The sequence below is a fragment of the Bradyrhizobium sp. BR 10289 genome, assembly GCF_019455385.1.
GTDB lineage: Bacteria > Pseudomonadota > Alphaproteobacteria > Rhizobiales > Xanthobacteraceae > Bradyrhizobium.
In genome coordinates, this window is record NZ_JACOFR010000006.1 from 159,448 (window position 1) to 178,335 (window position 18,888).

At 64.3% G+C, this 18,888-nt stretch carries 20 protein-coding genes and 1 other RNA gene; 18 read left to right on the plus strand and 3 right to left on the minus strand.

Going from position 1 to position 18,888, the window contains the following annotated elements:
- Positions 1-66: 66 nt before the first annotated feature.
- Both HYH08_RS13480 and ssrA read right to left on the minus strand, forming a co-directional pair.
- Complete coding sequence (locus HYH08_RS13480) at positions 67-585, minus strand: SspB family protein (protein WP_220010291.1); 519 nt, start codon at positions 583-585, stop codon at positions 67-69.
- Between the two features lie 114 nt (positions 586-699).
- Positions 700-1,068, minus strand: a transfer-messenger RNA (tmRNA) gene (gene ssrA, locus HYH08_RS13485).
- Positions 1,069-1,163: 95 nt separating this feature from the next.
- On the opposite strand from ssrA, the gene HYH08_RS13490 reads away from it, so the two are divergent.
- The 12 genes from HYH08_RS13490 to HYH08_RS13545 all read left to right on the plus strand — a co-directional run bounded on the left by HYH08_RS13490 (position 1,164) and on the right by HYH08_RS13545 (position 11,883).
- Positions 1,164-1,769, plus strand: a complete 606-nt coding sequence (locus tag HYH08_RS13490; RefSeq protein ID WP_220010292.1) for a chromate transporter — start codon at positions 1,164-1,166, stop codon at positions 1,767-1,769.
- Entirely contained in the window at positions 1,766-2,296 is a 531-nt protein-coding gene (locus HYH08_RS13495; protein ID WP_220010293.1) for a chromate transporter, read from the plus strand. The genes HYH08_RS13490 and HYH08_RS13495 overlap by 4 nt, the downstream gene beginning before the upstream one ends.
- A 95-nt stretch (positions 2,297-2,391) precedes the next feature.
- Entirely contained in the window at positions 2,392-3,153 is a 762-nt protein-coding gene (locus tag HYH08_RS13500) for a tripartite tricarboxylate transporter TctB family protein (protein WP_220010294.1), read from the plus strand.
- 7 nt (positions 3,154-3,160) lie between these two features.
- Entirely contained in the window at positions 3,161-4,675 is a 1,515-nt protein-coding gene (locus HYH08_RS13505; protein ID WP_220010295.1) for a tripartite tricarboxylate transporter permease, read from the plus strand.
- Positions 4,676-4,799: 124 nt separating this feature from the next.
- On the plus strand, positions 4,800-5,783 hold the full coding sequence (locus tag HYH08_RS13510) for a tripartite tricarboxylate transporter substrate binding protein BugD (RefSeq protein ID WP_220010296.1): 984 nt from the start codon (positions 4,800-4,802) through the stop codon (positions 5,781-5,783).
- 189 nt (positions 5,784-5,972) lie between these two features.
- Positions 5,973-6,767 carry a thymidylate synthase gene (locus HYH08_RS13515; protein WP_220010297.1) on the plus strand — a complete coding sequence of 265 codons (795 nt, stop codon included), beginning with the start codon at positions 5,973-5,975 and terminating at the stop codon, positions 6,765-6,767.
- A gap of 5 nt (positions 6,768-6,772) precedes the next feature.
- The gene (locus HYH08_RS13520) at positions 6,773-7,258 is read left to right on the plus strand and encodes a GNAT family N-acetyltransferase (RefSeq protein WP_220010298.1); all 486 of its coding nucleotides are present in this window, start codon (positions 6,773-6,775) and stop codon (positions 7,256-7,258) included.
- Positions 7,258-7,767: a dihydrofolate reductase gene (locus HYH08_RS13525; protein ID WP_220010299.1), complete on the plus strand. Its 510-nt coding sequence runs from the start codon at positions 7,258-7,260 to the stop codon at positions 7,765-7,767. The genes HYH08_RS13520 and HYH08_RS13525 overlap by 1 nt, the downstream gene beginning before the upstream one ends.
- A 159-nt stretch (positions 7,768-7,926) precedes the next feature.
- Positions 7,927-9,063: an FtsH protease activity modulator HflK gene (gene hflK, locus HYH08_RS13530; RefSeq protein WP_220010300.1), complete on the plus strand. Its 1,137-nt coding sequence runs from the start codon at positions 7,927-7,929 to the stop codon at positions 9,061-9,063.
- Positions 9,060-9,956: a protease modulator HflC gene (gene hflC / locus HYH08_RS13535; protein WP_220010301.1), complete on the plus strand. Its 897-nt coding sequence runs from the start codon at positions 9,060-9,062 to the stop codon at positions 9,954-9,956. The genes hflK and hflC overlap by 4 nt, the downstream gene beginning before the upstream one ends.
- Before the next feature lie 85 nt (positions 9,957-10,041).
- Positions 10,042-10,248, plus strand: a complete 207-nt coding sequence (locus tag HYH08_RS13540; protein ID WP_092022075.1) for a DUF2065 domain-containing protein — start codon at positions 10,042-10,044, stop codon at positions 10,246-10,248.
- Positions 10,249-10,392: 144 nt separating this feature from the next.
- Complete coding sequence (locus tag HYH08_RS13545; protein WP_220010302.1) at positions 10,393-11,883, plus strand: Do family serine endopeptidase; 1,491 nt, start codon at positions 10,393-10,395, stop codon at positions 11,881-11,883.
- 143 nt (positions 11,884-12,026) lie between these two features.
- Here HYH08_RS13545 and serB read toward each other — a convergent pair whose 3' ends face one another.
- Positions 12,027-12,932, minus strand: a complete 906-nt coding sequence (gene serB / locus HYH08_RS13550; RefSeq protein ID WP_220010303.1) for a phosphoserine phosphatase SerB — start codon at positions 12,930-12,932, stop codon at positions 12,027-12,029.
- A gap of 11 nt (positions 12,933-12,943) precedes the next feature.
- Here serB and miaA point away from each other — a divergent pair, with 11 nt between their 5' ends.
- The 6 genes from miaA (at position 12,944) to HYH08_RS13580 (ending at position 18,786) form a co-directional block, all read left to right on the plus strand.
- Positions 12,944-13,885, plus strand: a complete 942-nt coding sequence (gene miaA / locus HYH08_RS13555) for a tRNA (adenosine(37)-N6)-dimethylallyltransferase MiaA (protein ID WP_220010304.1) — start codon at positions 12,944-12,946, stop codon at positions 13,883-13,885.
- 329 nt (positions 13,886-14,214) lie between these two features.
- Positions 14,215-15,990, plus strand: coding sequence for an acetolactate synthase 3 large subunit (locus HYH08_RS13560; protein ID WP_220010305.1), 1,776 nt, complete (start codon positions 14,215-14,217; stop codon positions 15,988-15,990).
- Between the two features lie 20 nt (positions 15,991-16,010).
- Positions 16,011-16,553 carry an acetolactate synthase small subunit gene (gene ilvN / locus HYH08_RS13565; protein WP_220010306.1) on the plus strand — a complete coding sequence of 181 codons (543 nt, stop codon included), beginning with the start codon at positions 16,011-16,013 and terminating at the stop codon, positions 16,551-16,553.
- Between the two features lie 3 nt (positions 16,554-16,556).
- Positions 16,557-17,252 (plus strand): class I SAM-dependent methyltransferase, encoded by a 696-nt coding sequence (locus HYH08_RS13570; protein WP_220010307.1) that lies wholly within the window; start codon positions 16,557-16,559, stop codon positions 17,250-17,252.
- A 48-nt stretch (positions 17,253-17,300) separates the two neighbouring features.
- On the plus strand, positions 17,301-18,176 hold the full coding sequence (locus tag HYH08_RS13575) for an EamA family transporter (protein ID WP_220010308.1): 876 nt from the start codon (positions 17,301-17,303) through the stop codon (positions 18,174-18,176).
- Positions 18,177-18,183: 7 nt separating this feature from the next.
- On the plus strand, positions 18,184-18,786 hold the full coding sequence (locus HYH08_RS13580; RefSeq protein ID WP_220010309.1) for a LysE family translocator: 603 nt from the start codon (positions 18,184-18,186) through the stop codon (positions 18,784-18,786).
- The last annotated feature ends 102 nt before the right edge of the window (positions 18,787-18,888 follow it).

The window sequence follows — 18,888 nt, forward strand, 5'->3', positions numbered from 1 at the left end:
GCCTATTCAGGTGCTCTTCTATATAGGGAGTTTGGCTGGACGCGATGGCCTCGCGCCCAACCTAGATCATTTCTTGCGGAAACGATCGAGCCGCACGACCTCGGCGCCGCCCTGGCTCGGCGGAGGCGGCTCTTCCGTGGTCTCTGCCTTCTCCGCGGCGGGCGCGGGCACCGACAGGGCGGATGGAGCTGGGGCCGCCGGCAGCGTCTCCGGCGCGACCTCGGCGGCGTCGGTGGTTTCGAACTGGAGGCCGAACTTCACGGACGGATCGAGGAAGCTCTTGATGGCGCTGAACGGCACGACCAGCCGTTCCGGAATGCCGCCAAAGGACAGGCCGACCTCGAAGCGGTCCTCGAGCACGGTCAGGTCCCAGAACTGGTGCTGCAGGATGATCGTCATCTCTTCCGGATATTGTGCCAGCAACCGGCTCGACAGCTTCACGCCCTCGGCCTTCGATACGAAGGTGATGAAGAAATGGTGCTCGCCCGGCAGGCCATGGGCGGCGGCATCGGTCAGCACTTTCTTGACCACGCCGCGCATCGCCTCGCTCGCCAGCACGTCGTATCGGATGTGATCGGTCGCCATAATGGTCCTGTTGCATTCCAGGAGACGGGCCCCCGCCGCCCGACTCGCCAAGCCGCAATAGTACCGCGCCTGACGGGTCAGCAGGAGTCCCCGCCGGGAAGGAAATCAGAGGTAAGTGGAGGCTTCTGTTGCCAGGTGCCTCCGAACCCCGCCTAACGGAGCTTAACCCGTTAGGACTTTAAGTTGGTCTTTCAAACTGCGTTACGCAGCCTGAGCAACCGGAGCAAAGTTGTCGTTGGCAACTATTGCAGTAGCCCGATAACGGCGGAACAATACCGGGAAAAAGTACGCCCTTTACGCCCTCGTCGATCCTATTTCGCCCCCGCCAAAACCCGCTTCTTGGGCCTGCCCCGGAAGTGGGCTTTGGTGGAGGCGCCGGGTACCGCCCCCGGGTCCGAATGGTTTATTGCGACGACCGTTTATTTCCATAGCCGGCGAACCGGCACCCCCAATATAGGGGGCAAAGCTTTCGAAAAACAGAGGTTTCGAGCGGCGAGGGCGCGGTTCCCTTTGGATAGGGCCGGATCGTCGCCAAGGCGATCTTGGCCGCGGCCCGGCACGCGTTCTAAGCTTCTGACATGTCCCCGGATTCCGCACCGGCCGCTCAAGAGCCGGATATCGCCGCCGCCCACGCCCGGCCGCCCGGCCTGCTGGCCCTGTTCCTGGCGTTTGCCCGGATGTCGCTGGCCGGCTTCGGCGGCGTCCTGGTATTCGCCCGGCACGCCATCGTCGACCAGCACCGCTGGATGACGGCGGACGAGTTCAACGAGACCTTCGCGCTCTGCCATTTCCTGCCCGGGCCCAACATCGTCAACCTGTCGATGGTGTTTGGCGCCCGGCTGCGCGGGATCGCCGGGGGCGTTGCCGCCTTCACCGGGCTGCTGCTGCCGCCGACGGGGATCATGACCGTGCTTGCGATCATCTATGCCCGGTTCGGCGATGTGGAGGTGCTGCGGCGTAGTCTCGCAGGCATCTCCTGCGCTGCGGTCGGCCTGTTGATCGCGGTGGTCTTCCGGATGATGACGCCGCTGCTCAAGCGGATGGACGTCGTCGTGATCGTCCTGATGCTCGGCGTCTTCGTCGCCATCGGCGTGCTCCGCCTGCCGCTCCAGGCGGTGCTGCTGGTCGCGATTCCCGTCAGCATCGGCGTCAGATATCTGATGCGGCGGAAGGTAGCAGCATGAACAGCGATAACCCGATCTGGGCGCTGATCTCCACCTTTGGTCTAATGTCGCTGTTCGCGGTCGGCGGCGCCGCCGCAGCGGTGCCCGAGATGCACCGCGTCGCGGTTGAGATGCATCACTGGATGACCGACAAGCAGTTCGCGGACGCCTATGCGATTGCGCAGCTCTCGCCAGGTCCAAACGTGCTTATCGTGACGTTAATCGGCTATGCCGTCGCGGGAATCCCCGGCGCACTCGCCGCGACGCTGGCGATGTGCCTGCCGACGGCGCTGGTTGCCTATTATGTCAGCCGTCTGTTGAACCGGCCCAGCCAATCCCGCTGGCCCGGCCTGATCCAGGCTGCACTGGTTCCGCTCTCGATCGGATTGATGGCAGCCAGCGCCCTGATCCTGGCCCAGTCGACCGATCGCACCATTGCTGCACTGCTTCTGACCGCGACGGTTGCAGTGCTCGCCTCGGTCTCGCGCATCAATCCGCTATGGCTTCTGCTCGCAGGAGGCCTGTTTGGTTTTGCTGGCATTGTGTGATGAAAATCGCTAGGCAATGGTCCGGGCCGGGGATCCACTTCCAGCCGATTTAGAACAACAGTGCTCGTGACTTACGGGTCGCGGAGGAGACATGCATGGCCGAGACGATGGGCCACTCAGCGACAGCCACCCGAAACACGTCGGTGGCGATCGGCTTTTGCCTGCTGGCGATAGCGCCGCAGATCTTCGAATTCATCTGGTCGATCGGGACGATCTTCGGCTGGGGCGCCGGACGCGGCCCGGCCACCGTCCTGATCAGCCACGCGACCGCGCTGGTCGCAGGCGCTCCCGCAGCGCTGATCGCAGCGGCCGGCGGTGACACCAAGAAGGCGTCGTCCGATGTCCTGTTGGCGCTCATCTATTCCTATCCAATTCTGGCGGTCGCCATCGTCACGCTGTTCATGACGATCCGCTCGGCGCAGGACTATGTCGGCGGCGTGATTCTCATGGCGCTGGCGCTGTTCGCGCTGTGGGCTTCGAGCGATTTGCAGGGCATGCGCGGCTTCTCCTTCGGCGCGGGCACCGCGCCACGGATGTTCGGCGGATTGCTGGTGGCCTTGTCCGCGGGCATCGCCCTCACCGGGCTTTTGACCGATGGGCCGGGAATGTCCCATTACTCCTGGCGCGGGCCCATGTTCGTGATGGCCTCGATCGTGTTTTTCGCACTCGCGATCCGGCCGCTCGGCCTCGTCGTCTCGGCCTTCGTCAGCTTCATGATCGCCGCGACGGGATCGCATGAGACGCGCTGGGTGGAGGCCGCGATCGTCGGCGCCTGCCTGACGGTCGGCTGCGCGCTGCTCTTTCCCTACGTGCTCGGTCTGCCGATGCCGATGTTTCCGCGCTTCCTGAACCCGTGAGGCTGTGATGGATATTTTTGCCAACCTCGCTCACGGTTTTGCCGTCGCGCTCTCGCCGATCAACCTTCTGATGTGCCTGATCGGCGCCCTCGTCGGCACCCTGGTCGGTGTGCTCCCGGGCATCGGCACCATTGCGACCGTCGCGATGCTGCTGCCGATCACCTTCGGCCTGCCGCCGGTCGGCGCGCTGATCATGCTCGCCGGCATCTATTACGGCGCGCAATATGGCGGCTCGACCACGTCGATCCTGGTCAACATTCCAGGCGAGGCAACATCGGTCGTCACCGCCATCGACGGCCACCAGATGGCGAAGCAGGGCCGCGCCGGTCCGGCGCTGGCGATCGCGGCGATCGGCTCGTTCTTCGCCGGCTGCGTCGCGACCGTCTTGATCGCGGTTCTCGGCGCGCCGCTGACGAAGCTCGCGCTGGCGTTCGGCCCGGCCGAATATTTCTCGCTGATGGTGCTCGGCCTGATCTTCGCGGTCGTGCTGGCCAAGGGCTCGGTGCTGAAGGCGATCGCGATGATCGTGTTCGGCCTGCTGCTCTCGATGGTCGGCTCGGACATCGAAACCGGCGCCTCGCGCATGGCCTTCAACATTCCGGAACTCGCAGACGGTCTCGGCTTTGCGACGGTGGCGATGGGTGTGTTCGGCTTTGCCGAGATCATCCGCAATCTCGACGCCGGCGCCGAGATGAATCGCGACCTCGTGCAGCAGAAGATCACCGGCCTGATGCCGACCAGGAAGGATTTGATCGACTCGACGCCGCCGATCCTGCGCGGCACCGTGCTCGGCTCGATCCTCGGCATCCTGCCGGGCGGCGGTGCTGTCATCGCCTCGTTCGCGGCCTATACGCTCGAGAAGAAGCTCGCCAAGAACCCGTCGCGGTTCGGTCGCGGCGCGATCGAGGGCGTGGCGGCGCCCGAAAGCGCCAACAACGCGGCGGCGCAGACCTCCTTCATTCCGCTCTTGACGCTCGGCATCCCGCCGAACGCGGTGATGGCGCTGATGGTGGGCGCGATGACCATTCACGGCATCGTGCCGGGCCCGCAAGTGATGCAGAAGCAGCCGGATCTCGTTTGGGGCATGATCGCCTCGATGTGGATCGGCAACCTCATGCTGATCATCATCAACCTGCCGCTGGTCGGCATCTGGGTCCGCCTCTTGCGCGTGCCTTACCGGCTGATGTTCCCCTCGATCGTGATCTTCTGCGCGATCGGCATCTACTCGGTGAACAATGCACCTGTGGACGTCATCCTCGCAGGCGTGTTCGGTCTCGTCGGCTACTGGCTGATCAAGCACGATTTCGAGCCGGCCCCGCTGCTGCTCGGTATGGTGCTCGGACCGCTGATGGAAGAGAACCTGCGTCGTGCGCTCTTGATCTCCCGCGGCGACTGGAGCGTGTTCCTGACGCGTCCGCTGTCGGCGGTCTTGCTGGCGATCGCCGCCTTCCTGCTGCTGCTCACGGTGCTGCCGGTGCTGCGTGCCAAGCGCGACGAGGTGTTCACCGAATCGGAGAACTGATCGCGCGGCGCCTGCGTCCGCACGCCGCATTCGGAAGTCGAATCGACTTGTGCGATGTGTTCGTGAAATGAAAATGCCGGCCCTTGTGGCCGGCATTTTTGTTTGTGTCCCGGGGGGAAACGACATGACCTCTATTCGCGCGCTCGCCACGGGCGCATGTGCCGTCGCGCTGGCGTCGCTGTGCGCCTTTGTCGCACCAGCTGAGGCGCAGACCTATCCGACGCGCGGCATCACCATGATCGTGCCGTTTGCGGCGGGCGGGCCGACCGATGTCGTCGCACGGATCGTCACCTCGCACATGGCGCAGGCGCTCGGCCAGAGCATCGTCATCGAGAACGTCGTCGGCGCCGGCGGCACCACCGCGACCACGCGCGCCGCGCGCGCGGCCAGTGACGGCTATACGCTCATCACGGGGCATATGGGCACGCATGCCGCCTCGGTGCCGCTCTATCCAAAGCTCGCCTATCATCCGGAGAAGGATTTCGAGCCGATCGCGCTGCTCGCGGGCACGCCGATCCTGATCCTCGCGCGCAAGGACTTTCCGCCGAAGGACCTCAAGGAGTTCGTTGCTTACGTGAAGGCCAATGCCGAGAAGGTGAATGCCGCGCATGCCGGCGTCGGCTCGGTCTCGCACGTGTCCTGCGAGCTCTTGCACTCAATCCTCGACATCAAGCCGGTCGGCGTGCCGTTCAACGGCACCGGTCCTGCGATGAACGCGCTGGTGGCGGGACAGGTCGATTACATGTGCGATCAGATCGTCAACGCCGTGCCGCAGATCAACGCCGGCACCATCAAGGCCTATGCGATCGCAACGCCCGAGCGCAATCCGTCGCTGCCGAACGTGCCGACCACGACGGAAGCCGGCCTGCCGACCTTCCAGGCCCAGGCGTGGAATGCGATGTTCGCGCCGAAGGGAACTTCGCCTGCGATCATTGCCAGCCTGAATGCCGCCGCCGTCAAGGCGCTGGACGACGAGACCGTCAAGAAGCGCCTGCTCGAGCTCGGCAGCGTCATTCCGACGCCCGCCGAGCGGACCCCGGAGGCGCTCGCGACCCTCGTCAAGAATGAGATCGCGAAGTGGACCCCGGTGCTGAAGCCGGCAACTTAACTAACATTTTCAATCCGATAGACGACGGGCGGGACGTCGAGTTCCGCCCCTTGTCGTTTGCCGCGGGAGCGCTCACCTTTTCCGGGGTATAATCTGTGGGAGCAGCGAATCGCTGCTGTCACAGCGTGGAAGCGGCCGTTAAGTTCGCCGCCTCCCCAAAGGCTGCCGTCTTTCTAAAGGTTTGGGCATATGCACCAGTATCAGGACCTGCTCGAGCGAATTCTTTCAGACGGCGCCGAGAAGACCGACCGGACCGGCACCGGCACGCTATCCGTGTTCGGGCATCAGATGCGCTTCAATCTGTCCGCCGGCTTCCCGATGCTGACGACCAAGCGGCTGCCGCTGAAGGCGATCGTGCATGAGCTGCTGTGGTTCCTGAAGGGCGACACCAACATCAAGTATCTCAAGGACAATGGCGTCACCATCTGGGACGAGTGGGCGGACGCCAATGGCGACCTCGGCCCGGTTTATGGACATCAGTGGCGCTCCTGGCCCACGGCCGATGGCGGCAGCATCGACCAGATCGCCAAGGTCATCGAGATGATCAAGCGCACCCCGGATTCGCGCCGGCTGATCGTCACCGCGTGGAATCCGGCCGATGTCGAGAAGATGGCGCTGCCACCCTGCCACCTGCTGTTCCAGTTCTATGTCGCCAACGGCAAACTCTCGTGCCAGCTCTATCAGCGCTCGGCCGACGTGTTCCTCGGCGTGCCCTTCAACATCGCCTCCTACGCGCTGCTCACCATGATGGTGGCGCAGGTCACCGGTCTCAAGCCCGGCGACTTCGTGCACTCGCTCGGCGACACCCATCTCTATTCCAACCATCTGGAACAGGCCCGGCTCCAGCTGACGCGTGCGCCGCGTGCGCTGCCGGTGATGCGCATCAATCCTGAGGTGAAGGACATCTTCTCCTTCCGCTACGAGGATTTCGAGCTCGTCGGTTACGACCCGCATCCGCACATCAAGGCGGAAGTCGCGGTCTAGCGCCGATGGCGTTGAACATCCGCCGCGCGCGTCCTGGCGAAGCCGGGCTCGTTCTCGATTTCGTCCGTGAGCTCGCCGAGTACGAAAAGCTCTCGCACGAGGTCGAGGCGACTGAGGCTGATATCGCGCACGCGCTGTTCGGCGAGAGACCACAGCTCTATTGCGCGATTGCCGAGTGGAACGGCGAAGCTGTCGGCTTCGCGGTATGGTTTCTCAATTTCTCCACCTTCAGCGGTCGCCACGGCATCTATCTCGAAGATCTCTACGTGCGACCGTCGCATCGCGGCAAAGGTCTCGGCAAGGCGCTGCTGGTGCACCTCGCCAGGGAATGCGTCGACAACGGCTGGTCGCGCCTGCAATGGGCGGTGCTCGACTGGAACGCGCCGTCGATCGCGTTCTACAAGTCCCTCGGCGCCGTGATGATGGACGACTGGACGCTGTGCCGCGTCACTGGTCCTGCGCTGACGCAGCTGGCCGGGAGCACGACCTGATGGAAATCGTCTTCGTCGTTGCGATCGCGGAGAACGGTATCATCGGTGCGGGTAACGCGATCCCGTGGCGTTTGAAGTCCGACATGGCGCGGTTCAAGGCGCTGACGATCGGCAAGCCCGTGATCATGGGCCGCAAGACCTTCGAATCTCTGCGCCGGCCGCTGCCGAACCGCACCAACATCGTGATCACGCGTGACGCGAACTATCGCGCCGCGGGTGCCATTGTCACGACATCCTCCGCCGCTGCGGCTGCGGTTGCACTCGGTGATGCCCTGCGGCGGTCGGTCGCCGAGATCGCGGTGATCGGCGGCGCCGAGATCTATCGGCAATGGCTCGATCGCGCCGATCGTCTCGAGATCACTGAAGTGCACGCGCGTCCGGAAGGCGACACGCATTTCGATATCCCCCGGGCCGAATGGGATGAGGTCGCCCGTGTCCGCCATCCGGCCGGACCCGACGACAGCGCCGACTACTCCTATGTGACATATCGTCGGCGGTCGCCCCATTAACCGCTTTTGCCAATGTTTACATTGACTTTTTCGTGCCCGAGCATAGCTCGGAGGATGGCGAGGGCTGCGTTGTAAGGGACCTGCCTGTCCCCTATAAAGCCGGACCGGACAATACGGGCCAGGTTAGTTCTAGTCCCGGTCTGCCGAGGAGAGCGTCGAATGCCGTGGAAGAATCAGGGCGGTGGCCCATGGGGCTCGGGTCCGAAGGGACCATGGGGCACAGGCCCGCAACCGGTCGGGCCGAGGCCGCCGGATCTGGAAGATCTTCTGCGGCGTGGTCAGGACCGTCTGCAGCAGATCATGCCGGGCGGCTATTTCTCCGGCATCGGCATCACTGCCATCGTGCTGTTCATCGTCGCGATCTGGCTGTTCTCGGGCTTCTTCCGCGTGCAATCCGAAGAACTCGGCGTCGTGCTACGCTTCGGCAAGCATGTCCGCACCGTGGACCCGGGCCTGAACTACCATCTGCCCTATCCGATCGAGACCGTGCTGCTGCCGAAGGCGTTGCGCGTCTCCACCATCTCCATCGGCATGACGCTGATCGATGATCCGGCCCGGCGCGGCCGCTCCATCCGTGACGTGCCGGAGGAGAGCCTGATGCTGACCGGCGACGAGAACATCGTCGACGTCGACTTCACCGTGCTCTGGCGCATCAAGCCGAACGGCGTCGGCGACTTCCTCTTCAACATCCAGAACCCCGAGGGTACCGTGAAGGCGGTGGCCGAGAGCGCGATGCGCGAGGTGATCGGCCGGTCCCAGATCCAGCCGATCCTGACCGGGGCGCGGACGCAGACGGAAACCACTGTGCAGGACCTGATGCAGAAGGCGCTCGACGGGTATGGCGCCGGCGTCCTGATTACCCAGGTGCAGATGCAGAAGGTCGATCCGCCGGCGCAGGTGATCGACGCCTTCCGCGACGTCCAGGCGGCGCAAGCCGATCTGGTGCGCCTGCAGAACGAAGCCGAGACCTATGCCAATCAGGTCGTGCCGCAGGCACGCGGGCGCGCGGCGCAGATCCTCCAGGCCGCCGAAGGCTACAAGGAGCAGGCCGTCGCCGAGGCCAAGGGTCAGAGCGCGCGCTTCCTGAAGGTCTATGACGAGTACAAGAAGGCGCCCGACGTGACCCGTGAACGGATCTATCTGGAGACGATGGAGCGCGTGCTCGGTGGTTCGGACAAGCTCATTTATGATGGCGGCCAGTCCGGCCAGGGCGTGGTGCCCTACCTGCCGCTCGGCGAGTTGACGACCAAAAAGGCGCCTACCACCGGTCAGCCCTCGAGCGGAGGCACGCGATGAGGTCTCCGGTCACAGGTATTGTCACGCTGCTCGCCCTCCTGCTCGTTGTGATCGTCGGCTACATGTCGCTGTTCACGGTACAGCAGACCGAGCAGACCATCGTGCTGCGGTTCGGTGAACCCGTGGACGTCGTTACCGATCCAGGCCTGCATTTCAAGGCGCCGTGGAACTCGGTGATCAACATCGACAAGCGAATCCTCGATCTCGAGAATCCGTCGCAGGAAGTGATTGCCTTCGACCGGCGCCGCCTCGTGGTCGATGCCTTCGCCCGTTACCGCATCAAGGATGCGCTGCGATTCTATCAACGCATCGGCTCGATCCAGGCGGCAAACGTCCAGCTCACCACCCTGCTCAACGCCGCGCTGCGCCGCGTGCTCGGCGAGGTCAATTTCATCAATGTCGTGCGCGACGAGCGCGAGAAGCTGATGCTGCGCATCCGCGAGCAACTCGATCGCGAAGCCGACGGCTATGGCATCCAGGTCATCGACGTCCGGATCCGCCGCGCCGACCTGCCGGACCAGAACAGCCAGGCCGTGTACGACCGGATGAAGACCGAGCGTCAGCGCGAAGCCGCCGAGTTCCGCGCGCAGGGCGGCCAGAAGGCGCAGGAGATCAAGTCGAAGGCCGACCGCGAGGCAACCGTGATCGAAGCGGAAGCCAGGTCGCAGGCCGAGCAAACCCGCGGTGTCGGCGACGCCGAACGCAACCGCCTGTTCGCGGAAGCCTACGGCAAGGATGCCGACTTCTTCGCCTTCTACCGGTCGATGACGGCCTATGAAAACGGGCTGAAGTCGAGCGACACGCGCTTCCTGCTGCGGCCGGATTCGGATTTCTTCCGGTATTTCGGTAACCCGTCCGGCAAGACGGCGGGCGAGACGCCGGCGAAGCCGTGAGCTAGACAAGCTTTGACTAGACTTGGGCGGCAGTTCTGCCGCCCTTCGTCCAGACAAGAACAGCACAACGGGAGGTTCCAATCCGATGAGGTCCATTGCGTTCGCCGACTTCCTCATCGGCTTAGGCATTCTGTTCGTGCTGGAAGGCTTGATGTTCGCGGCCAGTCCGAACTGGATGCGCAAGGCCATGAAGAGTGCCATCGCCACGCCCGACAATGTCCTGCGGGTGGTCGGGATCGGTTCGGCTGTGGCCGGCCTGATCCTGATCTGGGTGATGCGCCGTCCGATTTAAGCGTCGCGCCAACGCCAAAGTGAAGGCGAGAGGCGGGTTTTCGCCGTATTATTGGGGACTTGAGGGCCCGGTAAGCTCCGCGCTTGCGCCGTCCCCCCGTTCGAGCGCAGTCTCGCAGCCGAATCCTTTTCTCTGGAGATTCCTATGACCGCAGCCATCATTGCCTCGTCCCGCTTGCGCCTAGGGCTGGCCGCGCTCGCCGTCGGCGCTTTCAGCGCGTTCGGCACGCCGGCCGAGGCGCGCGGACCGGACGGCATCGCCGACGTCGCCGAGAAGGTGATCGACGCGGTCGTCAACATCTCGACCTCGCAGACCGTCGAGGCCAAGGGCGGCGGCAACGCCATGCCGCAACTGCCGCCCGGCTCGCCCTTCGAGGAGTTCTTCGACGACTTCTTCAAGAACCGCCGCGGTCCCGGCGGCGGCAGCAAGGGCGGCGACAACGGTCCGCCGAAAAAGACCAATTCGCTCGGAAGCGGCTTCATCATCGACACGTCAGGCGTCGTCGTCACCAACAACCACGTCATCGCGGATGCCGACGAGATCAACGTCATCCTCAACGACGGCACCAAGATCAAGGCCGAGCTGGTCGGCGTCGACAAGAAAACCGACCTTGCCGTGCTGAAGTTCAAGCCCCCGAAGCCGCTGATCGCGGTGAAGTTCGGCGATAGCGACAAGCTGCGCCTCGGCGACTGGGTGGTCGCGATCGGCAACCCCTTCAGTCTCGGCGGCACCGTGACGGCCGGCATCGTCTCGGCCAAGAATCGCGACATCTCGTCGGGACCGTATGACAGCTACATCCAGACCGACGCTTCCATCAACCGCGGCAATTCCGGCGGGCCGCTGTTCAACCTCGATGGCGACGTCATCGGCGTCAACACGCTGATCATCTCACCGTCCGGCGGCTCGATCGGCATCGGCTTCGCCGTGCCGTCGAAGACGGTCGCGGGTGTCGTCGACCAGCTCCGCCAGTTCGGCGAGCTGCGCCGCGGCTGGCTCGGCGTCCGTATCCAGAGCGTCACCGACGAGATCGCCGAGAGCCTCAACATCAAGCCGGCGCGCGGCGCGCTGGTGGCCGGCGTCGACGACAAGGGCCCGGCCAAGCCCGCCGGCATCGAGCCCGGCGACGTCGTCGTCAAGTTCGACGGCAAGGACGTCAAGGACCCCAAGGATCTCTCCCGCGTCGTCGCCGACACCGCGGTCGGCAAGGAGGTCGACGTCATCATCATCCGCAAGGGCGAGGAGCAGACCAAGAAGGTCACGCTCGGCCGCCTCCAGGATCCGGACAAGGTTCAGGCCGCGGTGAAGACTGACGAGCCGGCGCCCGAGAAGCCGGTGACGCAGAAAGCGCTCGGCCTCGATCTCGCCGCGCTGAACAAGGACCTGCGCACGCGCTACAAGATCAAGGACAGTGTCAAGGGCGTGGTCGTGACCAATGTCGACGCCAATTCCGACGCTGCCGAGAAGCGCCTCTCCGCTGGAGACGTCATCGTCGAGGTGGCGCAGGAAGCGGTGTCGAACGGTGCCGACATCCAGAAGCGCGTCGACCAGCTCAAGAAGGATGGCAAGAAGTCGGTGCTGCTGCTGGTCTCGAATGCCGACGGCGAGCTGCGGTTTGTTGCGCTGAGCGTGCAGTAGTTGCGGATAAAGCTCCCGCAGGGTGGGCAAAGGCGCGCTTGCGCCGTGCCCACGATCTTTTCATGATTGAGAGCGATGGTGGGCACGGCGCGCGAAGAGCGCGCCTTTGCCCACCCTACGGCAGCATGGCGTGCGGCGAGACGCTACCCCTCCACAAACTCCTCGCGCCGATACCCCTGCGCATAAAGCAGTGCGGTGAGATCGCCGTGATCGATCCGCGCCGCCGCGGCCGCCGCCACCGCCGGCTTGGCGTGATACGCCACGCCGAGCCCTGCCGCCTGGATCATCGCCAGATCGTTGGCGCCGTCGCCGACCACGACCGAGTCGATGTCGTCGAGATCGAACGATTCCACCAGATCCACCAGCGTCGCGAGTTTTGCTGCGCGACCCAAAATCGGCTCCTTCACCTCGCCGGTGAACTTGCCGTCGCGCACCACGAGCTCGTTGGCGCGATTCTCCTGGAAGCCGATCTTGGCGGCGACGGCGCTGGTGAACAGGGTGAAGCCGCCGGAGACGAGGCAGGTATAGGCGCCGTGCTTGCGCATGGTTGCGACCAGTGCGCGGCCGCCCGGGGTCAGTGTGATCCGCGTGGCGAGCACCTCGTCGACGACGCTGGCGGGAAGGTCCTTCAGCAGTGCGACGCGCTCGCGTAGCGCCGGCTCGAACTCGATCTCGCCGCGCATCGCGCGTTCCGTGATGGCGGCGACGTGCGCTTTCATCCCGACGAGATCGGCGAGCTCGTCGATGCATTCCTGGCCGATCATGGTGGAATCCATGTCGGCGAGAAAAAGCTTCTTGCGCCGGAAGCCGACAGGCTGCACCACGATGTCGATGGGCAGGTCGCCGCGCAGCTCGCGGAGCCGCTGCTCGATGGCGTGACGGTCGCCTTCGAGGTTACTGTCGGCGCCGAAGGGAATGTCGACCGCAACCCCGTCGAACAGCCAGTGCGCGGGAGCTGCCTGGGGCAGCACGGCGCGGGCGCCGTCGACGATGGTGGAGTCGAGAGCGGGATTGTCGGGATTGCAGATCAGCGTGGCGACGAGGGACATTTGAGGTTTTCGTGAGCGAGGGGCATTCAAGCAAGGCCGTGCTTATCGCAGGCCCGACCGCCAGCGGCAAGTCGGCGCTGGCGCTGGAGCTTGCCCTCAGCGCGGGCGGCACCGTGATCAATGCCGATTCCATGCAGGTGTACCGTGACCTGCGCATCATCACGGCGCGTCCTACGCATGGTGAAGAAGCGCGCGTTCCGCATCGCCTCTACGGCCATGTCGATGCGGCCGTGAATTTCTCCGCCGGTGCCTGGGTCAGTGACGCGGCAAAGGCGCTGGAAGAGGTCCGTGCCGAGGGCCGGTTTCCGATCTTCGTCGGCGGCACCGGGCTTTATTTCAAGGCACTGACGGCCGGCCTCTCCGTGGTGCCGGCAATTCCCGCGGAGGTGCGCGATGACGTGCGCGCGCGGCTCGAGCGGAACGGCGTCGAGGCGCTGCATGCGGAACTCGCACGGCGCGATCCCCGCGCGGCTGAGCGACTGAACCTGCGCGACCGCACCCGCATCGCGCGCGCGCTCGAAGTGGTCGAGGCCACCGGACGCTCGCTGCTCGACTGGCATCACGAGGGTCAGCCGCCGTTGCTGCCGAAGGAGTGCTATCGCGCGGTATTTCTCGCGCCGGAGCGCGACGAGCTCTACGCCCGCATCGACGCCCGCTTCGATGCCATGCTGGGCGCCGGCGCGTTGCGGGAGGTCGAGCGTCTCGCCGCGCGACACCTCGATCCGCTGCTGCCGGCCATGAAGGCCCATGGTGTGCCGGCGCTGATCCGGCATCTGCGCGGCGAGCTCAGCCTGGACGAGGCCGCCACGATCGGCAGGGCCGACACCCGCCACTACGCCAAGCGGCAATTCACCTGGTTCCGGCACCAATTGCCGGAGTTCGAATGGGCGAAGCCGGAGGAGGCGAGGGGATGGCTGGCCGCCGTCGTCAGCGCAGCCAGGGACGAAAGTTGACGCGCTTTTGTGCTCGGGTTCCCGATTTTACCTCTCGCCGAACGCTGGGAACACCGCTACACTGCCAAAATCGCGCGGAAGCGGCCGCATTGCCTTGACATCGAGGCTTTGGTCGTTATGTTTCGCGCAACCTTTGGGAAGCCGAGCGCCTGCCATGCGTAATATTATTACCAGCCTCCTTATCGCCGTCGTACCCAGGCACACCGCCGGGGGTGGCTAGCTGCCATCCACATGACAGGCGGTGTGCATGGGCCCTCTTCGGGGCCTTTTTTATTTCCCGAACCCGACACGAACAAAGCCGCTGGCAACAGCGCATCCGGAGCAAGCCAATGAGCGACAAGAGCCACGATCCGAACCAGATGACCGGCGCCGCGATGATCGTCCGCGCGCTCATCGATCACGGCGTGACCGACATTTTCGGCTATCCCGGCGGCGCCGTGCTCCCGATCTATGACGAGATCTTCCAGCAGAGCGAGGTCCAGCACATCCTGGTTCGTCACGAGCAGGGGGCGGGCCACGCCGCCGAGGGCTATGCGCGCTCGACCGGGAAGCCTGGTGTTGCGCTGGTGACCTCCGGCCCGGGCGCCACCAACATGGTGACGCCGCTGACCGACGCGCTGATGGACTCGATCCCGCTGGTCTGCATCTCCGGCCAAGTGCCGACGCATCTGATCGGCAACGACGCGTTCCAGGAATGCGACACGGTCGGCATCACGCGGCCCTGCACCAAGCACAATTGGCTGGTGCGCGACGTCAACGATCTCGCAAAGGTGCTGCACGAAGCCTTCTACGTCGCGACCACGGGCCGTCCGGGCCCGGTGCTGGTCGACGTTCCCAAGGACGTGCAGTTTGCCACCGGCACCTATCATCCGCCGCGCAAATCCGACGTGCACCGCTCCTATGCGCCACGCGTGAAGGGCGATGCGACACAGATCCGCAAAGCGGTGTCGCTGCTCGCGAATGCCAAGCGCCCCGTCATCTACAGCGGCGGCGGCGTCATCAATTCCGGCCCTGAGGCCACCAAGCTGTTGCGCGAGCTGGTCGAGGTCACCGGCTTCCCGATCACCTCGACGCTGATGGGTCTGGGCGCCTATCCGGCGTCAGGCAAGAACTGGCTCGGCATGCTCGGCATGCACGGCACCTACGAGGCCAACATGACGATGCACGATTGCGACGTCATGCTGTGCGTCGGCGCGCGCTTCGATGACCGGATCACCGGCCGGGTCGATGCGTTCTCGCCGGGCTCGAAGAAGATCCACATCGACATCGATCCGTCCTCGATCAACAAGAACATCCGCGTCGACGTGCCGATCATCGGCGATTGCGGCAACATCCTCGGTGACATCCTGCAAGTCTTCAAGGCCGAGGCGAAGAAGCCCGACATCAAGGCGTGGTGGCAGCAGATCGCGCAGTGGCGCGCGCGCAACTCGCTCTATTACAAGAAGAGCAACGACGTCATCCTGCCGCAGCACGCGATCCAGAGCCTGTTCGAGGCGACGCGCGGCCGCGACACCTACATCACGACCGAGGTCGGCCAGCACCAGATGTGGGCGGCGCAGTTCTTCGGCTTCGAGGAGCCGCACCGCTGGATGACGTCTGGCGGTCTCGGCACCATGGGCTACGGCCTGCCGGCCGCGGTCGGTGTGCAGGTGGCGCATCCCGACAGCCTCGTCATCGACATCGCTGGCGATGCCTCGGTGCAGATGACGATCCAGGAGATGTCGACGGCGGTTCAGTACGAGCTGCCGATCAAGATCTTCATCCTGAACAACCAGTACATGGGCATGGTGCGGCAGTGGCAGCAGCTGCTCCACGGCAACCGCCTGTCGCATTCCTATTCGGAGGCGCTGCCTGATTTCGTCAAGCTCGCGGAAGCCTATGGCGGCGTCGGCCTGCAGGTGCACAAGCCGTCCGATCTCGACGGCGCCATTCAAGAGATGATCTCGGTCAAGCGCCCGGTGCTGTTCGACTGCCGCGTCGCGGCGCTCGAAAACTGCTTCCCGATGATCCCGTCCGGCAAGGCGCATAACGAGATGCTGTTGCCGGAGCAGGCCAACGATGAGGCCACCGCGAAGGCATTCGCCGGCGGCAAGGCGCTGGTGTGACGAGAGAGATTGAGGCAACAATGAACCAGCCCGCATCCGCCTACTTCATTGAAGAGCGTCACGATCCCAACGAGACACATACGCTCTCGGTGCTCGTTCAGAACGAGCCCGGCGTGCTCGCGCGCGTCATCGGCCTGTTCTCCGGCCGCGGCTACAACATCGAGAGCCTCACCGTCTCCGAGACCGAGGCGCAGAAGCATCTGTCGCGCATCACCATCGTCACCACGGGCACGCCGATGGTGATCGAGCAGATCAAGCACCAGCTCGATCGCATGATCCCGGTCTATCGCGTCGTCGACATGACCCAGACCAAACGCTCGATCGAGCGCGAGCTGGCGATGGTCAAGGTGCGCGGGCAGGGCGAGCATCGCGTCGAGGCGCTCAGGCTGGCCGATGCGTTCCGCGCGCGCGTCATCGACGCGACCACCGAGAGCTTTGTGTTCGAGATCACAGGCAATACGGACAAGATCAACCAGTTTATCGACCTGATGCGCCCGCTCGGCCTTGTCGAGGTGTCGCGCACCGGCGTTGCCGCGATCGGCCGCGGGCCTGAAGGGATGTGAACCATGCTGGCGCGCGACTGGTACTATAACGAGCGGAACCGGATGGGGATCGAGCCCGCAGTGGCCTCGATCTACGACAACCATGACGATGCCGATCTGCGGGCGCGCGCCGCGCTGAAAATGCTCGGAGTCCAGCGCGGCTGGCGCATCGCCGATATCGGCTGTGGCAACGGCGTGCTCGCCACGGAAGCTGCGCTGATGGGTGCCGAGGTCGACGCCATCGATATCTCGCCGGCCATGCTGGCGCTCGCCGAGATCTACGCTCGCGACCGCAAGGCGCCGGTGCGCACGCAGTCGGCCGGCCTGCTTAGCTTCGCCTACCGGCCCGAATCTTATGATTTGATCGTCAGCGAGTTCACGTTGCACCATCTGCCCGACTTCTGGAAGGCCGTGGCGATGTCGCGGATCTTTCGTGCGCTCAAGCCGGGCGCGAGCTTCTACTTGCGCGACATCGTCTATGCGTCGATGCCCGACGCGGTCGAGCGCGATGTCGAGCAATGGGCCGACTACCAGATCAAGAATCACGATTTTTCGCGAGCAAGCGTCGTCACACACATGCGTGACGAATATTCCACCTTCGGCTGGGTGATGGAGCGGATGCTGACCGACGTCGGCTTCAACCTGGTGTCAGTCGATTACCACGCACCGATGCACGGCACCTATCTGCTGCGGAAACCGAAAGCCGGCGAGCAAGGCTAAACCAGAACAAGAACAGGGCTGCACCATAAGGCAGAACCGGAAATAACAATGAAGCCGGCCGACATCCTCATCGCCCTCATGGTGGCGATCATCTGGGGGCTTGCCTTCGTGGCGAGCCGGATCGCGCTCGACGAGTTTTCGCCGGAGCTGATGACGGCAATGCGCTTTTCCATCGCCGCGGTGCCGTGCCTCTTTGTCCCCAAGCCCAAGGTTGCCTGGTCGCTGCTGATCGCGATCAGCTTTACGCTGTTCCTCGGCCAGTTCCTGAGTCAGGCCTATGGCATCGCCCATGGTGTGCCGGTCGGGCTGACCAGTGTCGTCGTGCAGAGCCAGGCGCTGTTTACTATCGGCTTCGCCGCGATCGCATTCGGCGAGCGCCCGACAGCGGTGCAGACGCTGGGCGTGGTCATCGCGGCCATCGGCCTGCTGATGATCTGCGGCACCGTTGGTTACGATTTCAGCGTCGGCGCCTTCGCGGTGCTGATGATCGCTCCGATCAGTTTTGCGATCGGCAACATCCTGCTGCGCGGCGCGCGCGGCGTGCCGATGTTCGATCTGTTCGCCTGGCTGTGTCTTGCCACCGCGGTGCCGCTGTTTGCGCTGACGCTGGTCGTGAACGGACCGGCGCCAACCTTCCAGTCGCTGATCCACATGTCGCTGACCGGCCTGATCTGCCTGCTGATGATCGGCGCTGTCTCCACCAGCATCGCCTATTGGCTGTGGGGCCGGCTGCTGCGCGACTATCCCGCAGCGCAAGTGGTGCCGTTCGCGCTGCTGGTGCCGTTCGTCGGCTCGGCCGCATCCAGCATCGTGTTCGGCGAGCGGTTCGGGCCGCTGCGCCTCGCCGGCATGCTGACCGTGATCGGTGGCATCGCCGTGATGGTGCTGGTCAAGCGGCCGCAAGCGCTGCCGAAGACTGCGTGAGGTGAACATGGCTCACTCGCTCTTCTATGCTTTCCTCGCTTTCATGGTGGTGATGTACTTCACCCCCGGGCCCAACAACATCATGCTGCTGGCTTCGGGCCTGACCTACGGCTTCCGGCGCACCATTCCGCATATCGCCGGCATCGTGATCGGCTTTGCCTTCATGGTCGCAGCCGTGGGCCTCGGGCTGGGCACCGTGTTCCTGGCCTATCCGATCCTCCAGACCATCTTGAAATATGCCGGCGCGGCGTACCTGATTTATCTCGCCGCCGTGATCGCCATGTCCGGTCCGACCACTCCGGGAGGCGCTAGCTCCCGCGGTCCGATGACCTTCTGGGGCGCGGCCATGTTCCAGTGGATCAACGCCAAGGGCTGGGTGATCGTGATCGGCACCATCACCGCTTACGCCGCAATTGCCCAATTCCCGGTCAACATCGCGATCCAGACCGTGATCAGCGTCCTGATGGGCACGGTCTCGACCATCGTCTGGGCTCTCTTCGGCGCTGCACTACGGCCGGTGCTGACCTCCGAGCGGCTGGTCCGCGCCTTCAACATCCTGATGGCTCTCCTGCTGCTCGCCTCTCTCTACCCCGTTTTCATGGATGCATGATGTCGCGGATTTCCATGCAGAAACGGGTTTCCCTCAGGGGCCGAAATGCTCTAGACAGCCCCCGAAATCCGCAAATCTCACCCTTCGGACACTGACCATCGG

Coding starts and splice junctions, on each gene's coding strand:
- HYH08_RS13480 (WP_220010291.1), bottom strand. CDS start 585: ATGGCGACCGATCACATCCGATACGACGTGCTGGCGAGCGAGGCGATG.
- HYH08_RS13490 (WP_220010292.1), top strand. CDS start 1,164: ATGTCCCCGGATTCCGCACCGGCCGCTCAAGAGCCGGATATCGCCGCC.
- HYH08_RS13495 (WP_220010293.1), top strand. CDS start 1,766: ATGAACAGCGATAACCCGATCTGGGCGCTGATCTCCACCTTTGGTCTA.
- HYH08_RS13500 (WP_220010294.1), top strand. CDS start 2,392: ATGGCCGAGACGATGGGCCACTCAGCGACAGCCACCCGAAACACGTCG.
- HYH08_RS13505 (WP_220010295.1), top strand. CDS start 3,161: ATGGATATTTTTGCCAACCTCGCTCACGGTTTTGCCGTCGCGCTCTCG.
- HYH08_RS13510 (WP_220010296.1), top strand. CDS start 4,800: ATGACCTCTATTCGCGCGCTCGCCACGGGCGCATGTGCCGTCGCGCTG.
- HYH08_RS13515 (WP_220010297.1), top strand. CDS start 5,973: ATGCACCAGTATCAGGACCTGCTCGAGCGAATTCTTTCAGACGGCGCC.
- HYH08_RS13520 (WP_220010298.1), top strand. CDS start 6,773: ATGGCGTTGAACATCCGCCGCGCGCGTCCTGGCGAAGCCGGGCTCGTT.
- HYH08_RS13525 (WP_220010299.1), top strand. CDS start 7,258: ATGGAAATCGTCTTCGTCGTTGCGATCGCGGAGAACGGTATCATCGGT.
- hflK (WP_220010300.1), top strand. CDS start 7,927: ATGCCGTGGAAGAATCAGGGCGGTGGCCCATGGGGCTCGGGTCCGAAG.
- hflC (WP_220010301.1), top strand. CDS start 9,060: ATGAGGTCTCCGGTCACAGGTATTGTCACGCTGCTCGCCCTCCTGCTC.
- HYH08_RS13540 (WP_092022075.1), top strand. CDS start 10,042: ATGAGGTCCATTGCGTTCGCCGACTTCCTCATCGGCTTAGGCATTCTG.
- HYH08_RS13545 (WP_220010302.1), top strand. CDS start 10,393: ATGACCGCAGCCATCATTGCCTCGTCCCGCTTGCGCCTAGGGCTGGCC.
- serB (WP_220010303.1), bottom strand. CDS start 12,932: ATGTCCCTCGTCGCCACGCTGATCTGCAATCCCGACAATCCCGCTCTC.
- HYH08_RS13560 (WP_220010305.1), top strand. CDS start 14,215: ATGAGCGACAAGAGCCACGATCCGAACCAGATGACCGGCGCCGCGATG.
- ilvN (WP_220010306.1), top strand. CDS start 16,011: ATGAACCAGCCCGCATCCGCCTACTTCATTGAAGAGCGTCACGATCCC.
- HYH08_RS13570 (WP_220010307.1), top strand. CDS start 16,557: ATGCTGGCGCGCGACTGGTACTATAACGAGCGGAACCGGATGGGGATC.
- HYH08_RS13575 (WP_220010308.1), top strand. CDS start 17,301: ATGAAGCCGGCCGACATCCTCATCGCCCTCATGGTGGCGATCATCTGG.
- HYH08_RS13580 (WP_220010309.1), top strand. CDS start 18,184: ATGGCTCACTCGCTCTTCTATGCTTTCCTCGCTTTCATGGTGGTGATG.